This is a genomic window from Streptomyces sp., assembly GCF_031178505.1.
GTDB classification, from domain to species: domain Bacteria; phylum Actinomycetota; class Actinomycetes; order Streptomycetales; family Streptomycetaceae; genus Streptomyces; species Streptomyces gulbargensis.
The window spans coordinates 1-11,175 of record NZ_JAPSIW010000160.1 but is presented as its reverse complement, the minus strand read 5'-3'; the positions used below and the strand labels follow the sequence as shown (position 1 = coordinate 11,175).

General features: G+C 74.5%; 11 protein-coding genes and 1 pseudogene. 10 read left to right on the top strand and 2 right to left on the bottom strand.

The window, feature by feature from the left end; genetic code table 11:
• Nucleotides 1-104: 104 nt before the first annotated feature.
• Nucleotides 105-866, top strand: coding sequence for a tetratricopeptide repeat protein (locus RIF68_RS13810; RefSeq protein ID WP_309051522.1), 762 nt, complete (start codon nucleotides 105-107; stop codon nucleotides 864-866).
• 60 nt (nucleotides 867-926) lie between these two features.
• Here the strand turns inward: RIF68_RS13810 and RIF68_RS13805 are convergent, their stop codons facing one another.
• Nucleotides 927-2,219, bottom strand: coding sequence for a DUF1015 domain-containing protein (locus RIF68_RS13805; RefSeq protein WP_309051520.1), 1,293 nt, complete (start codon nucleotides 2,217-2,219; stop codon nucleotides 927-929).
• 84 nt (nucleotides 2,220-2,303) lie between these two features.
• On the opposite strand from RIF68_RS13805, the gene RIF68_RS13800 reads away from it, so the two are divergent.
• From RIF68_RS13800 to RIF68_RS13785, 4 genes are all read left to right on the top strand, one after another.
• Entirely contained in the window at nucleotides 2,304-3,392 is a 1,089-nt protein-coding gene (locus RIF68_RS13800) for an HAD hydrolase-like protein (RefSeq protein WP_309051519.1), read from the top strand.
• Nucleotides 3,393-3,468: 76 nt separating this feature from the next.
• On the top strand, nucleotides 3,469-4,524 hold the full coding sequence (locus RIF68_RS13795) for an iron chelate uptake ABC transporter family permease subunit (RefSeq protein WP_309051518.1): 1,056 nt from the start codon (nucleotides 3,469-3,471) through the stop codon (nucleotides 4,522-4,524).
• Nucleotides 4,521-5,555 carry an iron chelate uptake ABC transporter family permease subunit gene (locus RIF68_RS13790; RefSeq protein WP_309051517.1) on the top strand — a complete coding sequence of 345 codons (1,035 nt, stop codon included), beginning with the start codon at nucleotides 4,521-4,523 and terminating at the stop codon, nucleotides 5,553-5,555. Before RIF68_RS13795 ends, RIF68_RS13790 begins: the two co-directional genes overlap by 4 nt.
• A gap of 29 nt (nucleotides 5,556-5,584) precedes the next feature.
• On the top strand, nucleotides 5,585-6,481 hold the full coding sequence (locus RIF68_RS13785) for an ABC transporter ATP-binding protein (RefSeq protein ID WP_309051521.1): 897 nt from the start codon (nucleotides 5,585-5,587) through the stop codon (nucleotides 6,479-6,481).
• A gap of 163 nt (nucleotides 6,482-6,644) precedes the next feature.
• On the opposite strand, the gene RIF68_RS13780 is transcribed toward RIF68_RS13785, so the two are convergent.
• Complete coding sequence (locus tag RIF68_RS13780) at nucleotides 6,645-6,992, bottom strand: SCP2 sterol-binding domain-containing protein (RefSeq protein ID WP_309051516.1); 348 nt, start codon at nucleotides 6,990-6,992, stop codon at nucleotides 6,645-6,647.
• Nucleotides 6,993-7,034: 42 nt separating this feature from the next.
• Between RIF68_RS13780 and RIF68_RS13775 the strand changes: the two genes are divergently transcribed.
• The 5 genes and pseudogenes from RIF68_RS13775 to RIF68_RS13755 form a co-directional block, all read left to right on the top strand.
• Nucleotides 7,035-7,451 carry a hypothetical protein gene (locus tag RIF68_RS13775; protein WP_309051515.1) on the top strand — a complete coding sequence of 139 codons (417 nt, stop codon included), beginning with the start codon at nucleotides 7,035-7,037 and terminating at the stop codon, nucleotides 7,449-7,451.
• A gap of 7 nt (nucleotides 7,452-7,458) precedes the next feature.
• Nucleotides 7,459-8,274 (top strand): TlyA family RNA methyltransferase, encoded by an 816-nt coding sequence (locus RIF68_RS13770; RefSeq protein ID WP_309051514.1) that lies wholly within the window; start codon nucleotides 7,459-7,461, stop codon nucleotides 8,272-8,274.
• Nucleotides 8,271-9,194 (top strand): NAD kinase, encoded by a 924-nt coding sequence (locus RIF68_RS13765; RefSeq protein ID WP_309051513.1) that lies wholly within the window; start codon nucleotides 8,271-8,273, stop codon nucleotides 9,192-9,194. The genes RIF68_RS13770 and RIF68_RS13765 overlap by 4 nt, the downstream gene beginning before the upstream one ends.
• A 59-nt stretch (nucleotides 9,195-9,253) precedes the next feature.
• A complete protein-coding gene (gene recN / locus RIF68_RS13760; RefSeq protein WP_309051512.1) occupies nucleotides 9,254-10,996 on the top strand; it encodes a DNA repair protein RecN in 1,743 nt (580 codons plus the stop codon).
• Nucleotides 10,993-11,175 (top strand): annotated as a pseudogene (locus RIF68_RS13755) (hypothetical protein); the annotation flags it as partial. The gene recN and the pseudogene RIF68_RS13755, both read left to right, overlap by 4 nt.

Here is an 11,175-nt window from a genome sequence, read left to right as displayed (position 1 = left end):
ACCGGCGGGACGACAACCGCGGGGGCTACCGCGGTCGGGACGACCGGGGCGGGTTCGGGCGCCGGGACGACCGGGACCGTGGGGACCGGGCGCCGATCAAGCGGCTGCCGATTCCTCCGGAGGTCACCGGTGAGGAGATCGACCCGGACGTGCGCCAGGAGCTCATGAGCCTGCCCAAGGGGCTTGCCGAGGACGTGTCGCGCAACCTGGTCATGGTCGCCCAGCTGATCGACGAGGACCCCGAGAAGGCGTACGAGTACTCCCGGATCGCCCTGCGGCTCGCCTCCCGTGTCGCCGCCGTCCGCGAGGCCGCCGGCTTCGCCGCGTACGCCACGCAGAAGTACTCCGAGGCGCTGGCCGAGTTCCGGGCCGCGCGGCGGATGAGTGGCGGAGTCGACCTGTGGCCCGTCATGGCGGACTGCGAGCGCGGCATGGGCCGGCCCGAGCGGGCGCTGGCCATGGCCGGTGAGCCCGAGGTGCAGAAGCTCGACAAGGCCGGGCAGGTCGAGATGCGGCTCGTCGCCGCCGGCGCCCGCCGCGACATGGGGCAGCTGGACGCGGCCATCGTGACGCTGCAGAGCCCCGAACTCGCCTCCAGCGCCGTACACCCGTGGACCGCGCGCCTGCGGTACGCCTACGCCGACGCGCTGCTCGCCGCAGGGCGGGAGCGCGAGGCGCGCGAGTGGTTCGCCAAGGCCCTGGAAGCCGACAAGGACGGCGCCACCGACGCCTCCGACCGGCTCGCGGAGCTGGACGGCGTCGAGTTCGTCGACGCGTTCGACGAGACGGCGGAGGAGCAGGGCGAGCACCCCGCCGACGAAGCCGCCGATGCCGGGGACACCGGCGAGGACGACGACCGCGACTGACGCTGAAGAAGGGCGGCACCCCCACCGGGGTGCCGCCCTTCTGTCGTTCCCGGGCGTCCCTCAGTCGAGCGCGAGGCTGCGCAGGACCAGGCCCGTGGCCGGCTTCGGACCGAAGGAGGTCGACTTGCGGGGCATCGTGACGCCCTGCCGGGCCAGGTCCCTGACGACTTCCTCACGCACCGGGTGCATCAGGACCGCCGTACCGCCGTGGCGCTCGGCCTGCTCGACGGCCGCATCGGTGTCGTGGATGTAGGCGATCTCCTCGGGGGTGTCCGGGATGTGCCAGACGTGGTCCAGGAGCGTGGAGTGCAGGACCGTCGCGTCCAGGGTGCGCCAGGCCTCCGGGCGGTCGGTGCGGATCGTACGGGCCAGAAGGTCCCGGTCCGGGCGGTCCAGGAGGTGGAAACCGCCGTCACCGGCGAGGAGGAAGGCGTTGCCCCCGGCCGCCGCGGAGGCGAGGGCGTCGAGGGCCGCCGGGAGGGGCCCGTCGAGGCGGCGGACGCGGAAGGCGTCGCCCAGCGCCGCGAGCGCGTCCGGCACCGGCAGCCGGTTGAGGAGCCGGTGGATCGCGCGGACCCGCAGCGGATAGCGCACGGTGTCGATGAGGAGGACCAGGCCGTAGTTCCACGGGCCCGGCGCCGGGTGCTCGTCGCGCAGCCGCAGATAGGTCGCCCAGCGGTGGTGGCCGTCCGCGATGAGAGCCTGGTGGCGGGCGAGATCGGCCGCCACCGCCGCCAGCTCGGCCGGGTCCGTGACCGACCACAGGCGGTGCTGGAACCCGTCCTCGGTGGTGGTCGACAGCAGCGGCTCGCGTTCCACGGTGCGCTCCACGACCGTGGCGGAGCCGTCGCCGTCGCCCGGGTAGGTCAGGAGCAGCGGCTCCAGGTTGGCCGCCGTCGTCCGCATCAGGGCCGCGCGGTCCTCCACCACGTGCGGCATCACGTCCTCGTGCGGCAGAACGACGCCTTCGTCCGGGGTGGTGAGCTCCAGCGCCCCGATGATTCCCCGCTGCAGGATGCCGTCGCCGTACTGCTCGTAGACGTAGAGCGACGGCTCCGGGTCGGGGGCGAGGACGCCCTCCGCGATCCAGCGGTCGAGGGTGACGGCCGCCTTGCGGTGCCGGGTGCCGGCCGTGATCGCCTGGGGCAGGATCAGCCGGACGATGTTGTGCGGGTCGGCGGACTCCAGGTGGAGCAGCCCGTCAGGTCGTACGACGACGTCGTAGGGCGGCGACGTCACGGCGGCCAGACTGCCGACCCGCTCGGGGACGTAACGGAGTCCGCGGAACGGACGCAGGCGCAACCCTGCGGCGGCAGCGCGGGCATCGGCGGCCGCGTGACCTGAGGTGTTCATCTCGTCATCGTATGTGCGGCGCGGCATGAGCGATGATCGGGGGAGCGGGGAAAATACACCGGGCGATGTGAGGAGTACGGCGTCATGGCGCGAAGCGGACAGGAGAAGCGGCACGGGAGGACGAGGCCCGGGGGCAGCGCGGTCGCGCTGAGCGCGGCCTACGACACGGCCCTGCTCGACCTGGACGGGGTGGTGTACGCGGGTGGCGAAGCCGTCCCGTACGCCGTAGAGGCGCTCGGTACGGCCCGCGAGGGCGGCATGCACCTGGCCTACGTCACCAACAACGCGCTGCGGACCCCGGACGCCGTGGCCGCGCACCTGACCGAGCTCGGGGTGCCGGCCCAGGGCGCGGACGTGGTCACCTCGGCGCAGGCCGTGGCCCGGATGATCGCGGAGGACGTGCCGGCCGGTGGGCGGGTGCTGGTCATCGGCGGGGAGGGGCTGCGGGTCGCCCTGCGTGAACGGGGCCTGGAGCCCGTGGAGTCGGCGGACGACGAGCCGGTCGCCGTCGTCCAGGGGTACGGCGGGCCCGAGCTGCCGTGGGGGCGGTTCGCGGAGGCCGCGTACGCGGTGGCGCGCGGAGTGCCCTGGTACGCCTCCAACACCGACCTGACGATTCCCGGGGCGCGGGGCATCGGGCCCGGGAACGGGGCGGCGGTGGAGGTCGTACGGATCGCGACCGGGGGCGCGGTGGAGCCGAAGGTGGCGGGGAAGCCGCAGCCGCCCATGCACCGGGAGACGGTGCTGCGGACGGGGGCGGAGCGGCCGCTGGTCGTCGGGGACCGGCTGGACACCGACATCGAGGGCGCGTTCAACGGGGACGTGGACTCACTGCTCGTCCTGACCGGCGTCACCGATGCGGCCACGCTGCTCGCGGCGGTGCCGGAGCACCGGCCCACGTATGTGGCGCGTGATCTGCGGGGCCTGCTGGAGCGTCAGCCCGAGGTGGTGCCGGAGGACGGCGGTTCGTACGTGTGCGGCGGGTGGCGTGCGGCCGTGAGCGGCGGGGAGCTGACGCTGGAGCCGGCCGGCCCGGGGACGGCCGGGGACGGTGACGGGGCGAGGGGCGCGATGGACGGCGTACGGGCGCTGTGCGGGGCGGCGTGGAGCGCGGCGGGTGACGGGGCGTGCGGCCTGGACGCGGGGAAGGCGCTGGCGCGGCTGGGCCTGTAGGAGGCGGAGCGTGCGCCCGCGGGGGGCCGCCGGTTCCCCCTCCGGCCAGCAGAGTTGGATAGGCTAACCTAACTCCGTGTTGGTCGAGAGTCCCTCCCGTGCGAGCGCGGAGTCGACAGGCGCTGCCCAGAAGCCGACGCGCCGGAATTCCGTGCGCGCCGTCGGCCTGGTCGGCGCCGTCGGTGTCCTGCTGCTGATCTGTGTCCTGAGCATCATGATCGGTGCCAAGCCGATGCCGCTGGGCGACGTGTGGCACGGGTTGTTCGACCCCACCGGCACCGGCAACGACATCATCGTGCGCGACGTGCGCGTGCCCCGGACCCTCCTCGGACTGCTCGTCGGTCTCGCCCTCGGCCTGTCCGGGGCCGTGATGCAGGGCCTCACCCGCAATCCGCTCGCCGAGCCCGGCCTCCTCGGCGTCAACGCCGGTGCCGCCGCGGCCGTCGTGTCCGCGATCGCGTTCCTCGGCGTGGACGACGTCCGCGACTACGTCTGGTTCGCCTTCGCCGGCGCCGCCGTCGTCTCCGTCGTCGTGTACGTCCTCGGCGGCAGCCGCACGGCCACCCCCGTCCGGCTCGCCCTCGCCGGAACCGCCGCCACCGCCGCGCTCTACGGGTACGTCAACGCCGTCCAGCTGCTCAACTCCGCGGCCCTCGACCGGCTGCGGTTCTGGACGGTCGGCTCCCTCGCCTCCGCCACCATGGACACGGTCGGCCGGGTCGCCCCCTTCATCCTCGCCGGCGCCGTCCTCGCCCTCCTCATCTCCCGGCCCCTGAACGCCATGGAGATGGGCGACGACACCGCCCGCGCCCTCGGCGCCCACATCAACCGCACGCGGATCGTCGCCATGGCCGCCGTCACCCTGATGTGCGGGGCCGCCACCGCCGCCTGCGGGCCCATCGTCTTCCTCGGCCTCATGGTGCCGTACATGGTGCGGGCCCTGACCGGGCCGGACATGCGCTGGATCCTGCCGTACGCGGCGGTCCTCGCGCCCGTGCTGCTGCTCGGCTCCGACGTGATCGGGCGGATGATCGCCCGCCCCGCCGAGCTCCAGGTCGGCATCGTGACCGCCCTCGTCGGCGGGCCCGTCTTCATCCGACTCGTACGCCGCAAGAGGATGGCCCAGCTGTGACCACCAAGACCCTGCGGACCGCGGGAGGGCTCTCCGTGCGGTACGCCCCCCGGGGCGCGCTGTCCGTGCTCGGGCTGCTCGTACTGACCCTCGCCGGCGCCGTCGTGCTCGTCGGCACCGGCGACTTCCCCATGACGCCCGGCGAGGTCGTCGACACCCTCCTCGGCGCGGGCACCCCGGTCCAGGAATTCGCCGTCATGCAGATCCGGCTGCCGCGCGTCCTGGTCGCCGTCCTCGTCGGCGCCGCCCTCGCCGTCGGCGGGGCCGTCTTCCAGTCGATCTCGCGCAATCCGCTCGGCAGCCCCGACGTCATCGGCTTCGGGCAGGGCGCCACGGTCGGCGCGCTCACCGTCATCGTCCTCTTCCAGGGCAGCGCCGCCGCCGCGGCCGGCGGGGCCGTCGTCGGCGGACTCGTCACCGGAGCGGCGATCTACCTGCTGGCGTGGAAGAAGGGCGTGCACGGCTACCGGCTCGTGCTCGTCGGCATCGGCGCCGCCGCCATGCTGACGTCCGTCATCCACTACCTGATCACCAAGGCGAACCTGGTGGACGCCACCCGCGCCACCGTGTGGATGACGGGCTCCCTCGACGGGCGCGACTGGGCCCAGTTCTGGCCGCTCCTCACCGTCTGCTGCGTCCTGCTGCCGCTCGTCCTCGGGCACGGCCGGGCCCTGCGCATGCTGGAGATGGGCGACGACGCCGCGTACGCCCTCGGGGTGAAGGTCGAGCGGACCCGGATCCTCCTCATGGCCTCGGCCGTCCTGCTCGTCGCCGTCGCCACCTCCGCCGCCGGACCGATCGTCTTCGTGTCGCTGAGCGCCCCCCAGCTGGCCCGCCGGCTGACCCGGACGCCCGGCCCCAACCTCGGCGCCTCCGCCCTGATGGGCTCGGTGCTGCTGCTCGCCGCGGACTGGCTGGCCACCAACGCCTTCGGGGAGCGCCAGCTGCCCGTCGGTGTCGTCACCGGCATCCTCGGCGGCTGCTATCTGCTCTGGCTGCTCGTCACCGAACGCAAGGCGGGCCGCATATGACCACGCACAAGAACAACGGGAGTACGGGTATGGACGGTCAGCGGCAGGAACGGCGCGGACGGCAGCGGCTCGGCGCGGAGGCGGTCACCCTCGCCTACGAGCAGCGGGTCATCGCCCGCGACCTCTCCGTCGAGATCCCCGACCACTCCTTCACGGTCATCGTCGGACCCAACGCCTGCGGCAAGTCCACCCTGTTGCGCGCCCTCTCGCGGATGCTGAAGCCGGCTCAGGGCCGGGTGCTGCTCGACGGGGAGTCGATCCACAGCCTTCCGGCGAAGAAGGTCGCCAAGACCCTCGGCCTGCTGCCCCAGTCGTCCATCGCCCCCGACGGCATCACCGTCGCCGACCTCGTCGCCCGCGGCCGCTACCCGCACCAGGGCCTGCTCCGCCAGTGGTCCCCCGAGGACGAGCGGATCGTCCAGGAGTCCATGGCGGCCACCGGGGTCGCCGAACTCGCGGAACGCTTCGTGGACGAACTGTCCGGAGGCCAGCGCCAGCGCGTCTGGATCGCCATGGCCCTCGCCCAGCAGACGCCGCTCCTCCTGCTCGACGAGCCGACCACCTACCTCGACATCCAGCACCAGATCGACATCCTCGACCTCTGCGCAGAGCTGCACGAGACGCAGGGGCGGACACTCGTCGCCGTCCTGCACGACCTCAACCACGCCGCCCGGTACGCCACCCACCTCATCGCCGTGCGCGGCGGCGAGGTCGTCGCGGAGGGCCCGCCGTCGCAGGTCGTGACCGCCGAGCTCGTCGAGAAGGTCTTCGGGCTGCGCTGCCAGGTCATCGACGACCCGGAGACGGGCACCCCGCTGGTCGTCCCGGCCGGCCGGCAGGCCCGGTCCCGGCGGCCCGCCCCGGCCCCGGAGCCGGCCGCCGCCGAGGCCCCCGCCCCGCGGCCCGAGCCCGCGCTCGGGAAGTGAGGCCTGCCCCGGGACGCCGTACGGCCCGGGCGGGCCGTCCGCCGGGCTGAACGCCCGGGGGGTGGGCCGAGGGTCTCTCCAGCGAAGTGAGGCCCCCGGGAGGCTGTACGGCGCCGTCTGCCCGTCCGCCGGGCTGAGCGCCCGGTGGGCCGAAGGCGCCGGCCTACAGCAGGGAACGCAGCCGCAGCAGATCGCGGACGCCCGCCTCCAGGCGGACCCGGCCGGAGGCCCAGGCCTTCGCGAAGTTCAGGCTGCCGCCGACCATCGCCAGCAGGTCGTCGCCGGTCATCGCGAGCCGGATCTGCGCCTTCGCGGGCGGCGGCCCGGGGACCGTCCCCTCGACGTGGATCCGGCCGTCCGCGAGACGGCCGGTGAAGGTCGTGTCCAGGTCGGTGAGGTGGCAGCTCAGGGTGCGGTCGAGCCCGGCCGCGCCCCGGACACCGCCGTCCGCCCCGGCCAGGTTGTCGGAGAGTCTGTCCAGTGCCGTGCGGCACTCCGTGATCGTCGCCATCGCCGACGACGGTACCCCAGGGCTTCGCGGTAGCGTCGTGGCATGAGCGATGCGAAGCCGGAGGCGGTGCCGGTCGGAGGTGCGGACAGGAGCGCGGACGCGGGACGGGATCCCGCCCCGGGCCGGGGCTTCGGACGGGACCCGGAGCGGGACCCGGCCGGCGCCGAGGCCCCGGCAGCCGAGCCCGCCGCGCACCCGGAAACGGCACCCGTACCCGCCCCCGAGGCCGTACCGTACGGCGGCGCGGGGCCGGAGACGGACGGCGAGCCCCTCGGCGTACCCCGGGAGCCCACCGGGTACGCCGCCGTCGACGCGCATCTGGAGCGGCTGGCCGAGGTCGACCGCCTCCCGGCGGACCGGCACCCGGCCGTGTACGAGGATGTACACCGTGGACTGCGCGCCGAGCTGACCTCGCTCGACGCGCACCCCGCCCCCCGACCGCACGACAACAGGAGCTGAACCGAACGTGGCAGGAGTGGCACGCCGCCGTCTCGACGCCGAGCTGGTCCGGCGCAAACTCGCGCGCTCGCGCGAGCACGCCGGCCAGCTGATCGCCGCGGGCCGGGTGACCGTCGGCAGGACCGTCGCCACCAAGCCCGCCACCCAGGTCGAAACGGCCGCGGCCATCGTCGTCGCCCAGGACGACTCCGACCCCGACTACGTGTCGCGCGGCGGCCACAAGCTGGCCGGTGCCTTCGCCGCCTTCGTACCCCGGGGCCTGCGGGTCGAGGGCCGGCGCGCCCTCGACGCGGGCGCGTCCACCGGAGGCTTCACCGACGTCCTGCTGCGGGCCGGCGCCGCGCACGTCGTCGCCGTCGACGTCGGCTACGGACAGCTCGCCTGGTCCCTCCAGAGCGACGCCCGCGTCACCGTGAAGGACCGCACCAACGTGCGCGAGTTGACACTCGACGCCATCGACGGCATCCCCGTCGATCTCGTCGTCGGCGACCTCTCCTTCATCCCCCTCGGCCTCGTGCTGCCCGCCCTCGTCGCCTGCACGGCCCCGGACGCCGACCTCGTCCTGATGGTGAAACCGCAGTTCGAAGTGGGTAAGGAGCGGCTCGGATCCGGCGGAGTGGTGCGGAGCGACGAACTCCGCGCCGACGCCGTGAAGAACGTCGCGCGGCAGGCGGGGGAGCTCGGACTCGGTGTTCTGGGCGTCACCGCGAGCCCGCTGCCCGGCCCCTCCGGAAACGTCGAGTACTTTCTGTGGCTGCGGGCAGGAGCGCCCGCGCTGGATCCGGCCGACGTCGACCGGGCCGTGGCGGAGGGACCTCGTTGAGTTCATCGGCAGCAGCACCCGAGACAGCACCGCGTACCGTCTTCCTGCTCGCGCACACGGGCCGGCCGGCCGCCGTGCGCAGCGCCGAACTGGTCGTCCTGGGGCTGCTGCGCAGCGGCATAGGCGTCCGCGTCCTCGAGGCCGAGGCCGCGGACCTGCCGCTGCCCCCTTCCGTCGAGAAGGTGCCGGAGGCCTGCTCCGACGCCCTCGACGGCTGTGAACTGCTCGTCGTCCTCGGCGGCGACGGGACGCTGCTGCGCGGGGCCGAGTTCTCCCGCGCCTCCGGCGTCCCCATGCTCGGCGTCAACCTGGGCCGTGTCGGCTTCCTCGCGGAGGCCGAGCGGGACGACCTCGACAAGGTCGTCGACCGGGTCGTCACCAAGGCGTACGAGGTCGAGGAGCGGATGACGCTCGACGTCGCCGTCCACCAGAACGGCGACGTGCTGCACCGCGACTGGGCGCTCAACGAGGCCGCCGTCCAGAAGGTGTCCCCGGAGCGGATGCTGGAGGTCGTCCTCGCCATCGACGGGCGTCCGGTGACCGGCTTCGGCTGCGACGGGGTGATCTGCGCGACCCCCACCGGCTCCACCGCCTACGCCTTCTCGGCGGGCGGGCCGGTCGTCTGGCCGGAGGTGGAGGCCCTCCTCATGGTCCCGATCGGGGCGCACGCCCTCTTCGCCAAGCCGCTGGTGACCACCCCCGACTCGGTCCTGGCCGTCGAGGTCGAGCCGCACACCCCGCACGGTGTCCTGTGGTGCGACGGACGGCGGACCGTGGAGCTCCCGGCGGGCGCCCGCGTCGAGGTCCGGCGCGGCGCCGTCCCCGTCCGGCTCGCCCGTCTCCACCACGCCTCCTTCACGGACCGGCTGGTCGCCAAGTTCGCCCTGCCCGTCTCCGGATGGCGCGGCGCCCCCCACTGATCCACGCCCTCACGGGTGACGCACGGGGCCGATGTCGCGTCCGACCCGGGAAACCTCGTATGGTCTGGGACGTGCTGGAGGAGATGCGGATACGGTCGCTCGGGGTCATCGACGACGCGGTGGTCGAGCTGTCGCCCGGCTTCACCGCGGTGACCGGTGAGACCGGTGCGGGCAAGACCATGGTCGTGACCAGCCTGGGCCTGCTGCTGGGCGGACGGGCCGACCCGGCCCTGGTACGGATCGGCGCGGCCTCGGCCGTCGTCGAGGGGCGGATCACCGTGCCTCCCGGCGCGCCCGCCGCCGTACGCGCCGAGGAGGCCGGGGCGGAGCTCGACGACGGCGCGCTCCTGGTGAGCCGCACCATCTCGGCGGAGGGGCGGTCCCGGGCCCACCTGGGCGGGCGCTCCGTGCCCGTCGGACTGCTCGCGGAGCTCGCCGACGAACTCGTCGCCGTCCACGGCCAGACCGACCAGCAGGGCCTGCTGAAGCCCGCCCGGCAGCGCGGCGCGCTCGACCGGTACGCCGGGGAGGGCGTCTCCGTCCCCCTCGCCGCCTACGCCACGGCGTACAAGCGGCTGCGGGCCGTCACCGCCGAGCTGGACGAGATCACCACTCGGGCACGTGAGCGAGCGCAGGAGGCCGACCTGCTGCGCTTCGGGCTCACGGAGATCGAGGCCGTCGCCCCGCGCGCCGGGGAGGACGCGGAGCTGGCCGCCGAGGCCGAGCGCCTCGGTCACGCCGAGGCCCTCGCCTCCGCCGCCGCGCTCGCCCACCGGGCGCTGGCCGGCGACCCCGAGGACCCGGAGGCCGTCGACGCCACGACCCTCGTCGCCGGCGCGGGCCGCGCCCTGGAGGCCGTACGGGCGCACGATCCGGCGCTCGCCGCGCTCGCCGACCGGACCGAGGAGATCTCCATCCTCCTCGCGGACGTGGCGGGGGAGCTCGCCGGCTACGCCGACAACCTGGACGCCGACCCGCTGCGGCTGGCCGCCGTCGAGGAGCGGCGGGCCGCCCTGACCCAGCTGACCCGGAAGTACGGGGAGGACGTCTCGGCCGTCCTCGCCTGGGCGGAGGAGAGCGCCTCGCGCCTCGGCGAGCTCGAAGGCGACGACGACCGCGTGGAGGAGCTGACCGCCGAGCGGGACCGGCTGCGCGACGAGCTGTCCGTCCTCGCGCAGCGGCTCACCGACGCCCGGACGGAGGCCGCCGCCCGCTTCGCCGACGCGGTCACCGCCGAACTGGCCTCCCTCGCCATGCCGCACGCGCGCGTGTCCTTCGACATCCGGCAGACCGAGGACCCGGAGGGCGTCGAGGTCGGCGGCCGGCGCGTCGCGTACGGCCCGTCCGGCGCCGACGAGGTGGAGCTGCTGCTCGCCCCGCACCCGGGGGCCCCGCCGCGCCCGATCGCCAAGGGCGCCTCGGGAGGTGAGCTCTCCCGCGTCATGCTCGCCGTCGAGGTCGTCTTCGCCGGGGTCGACCCGGTGCCGACCTACCTCTTCGACGAGGTCGACGCGGGCGTCGGCGGCAAGGCGGCCGTGGAGATCGGCCGCCGGCTCGCCAAGCTGGCCAGGAGCGCGCAGGTCGTGGTCGTCACCCACCTTCCGCAGGTGGCCGCCTTCGCCGACCGGCAGCTGCTGGTCGAGAAGACCAGCGACGGCTCCGTCACCCGCTCCGGGGTGACCGTCCTGGAGGGCGAGGAGCGGGTGCGGGAGCTGTCCCGGATGCTCGCCGGCCAGGAGGACTCCGAGACGGCGCGCGCACACGCCGAGGAACTGCTCGCCACCGCCCGGGCCGACGCGTGAACCGGCTCGCCGCCTTCGGGCTCGCCGCCGGTGTGACCCGCGCCGTGTACGAAGGGGTGCGCCGCCGGGGTCCCGGGGGCCGCTGGCTGCGCACCAACCACGCGGGGCGGAGCGTCGACCTGTACGCGGGGCCGGCGACGGCCCTGGGCGCGGCGGCTGGCGCGGGCAGCGGCCCGGTC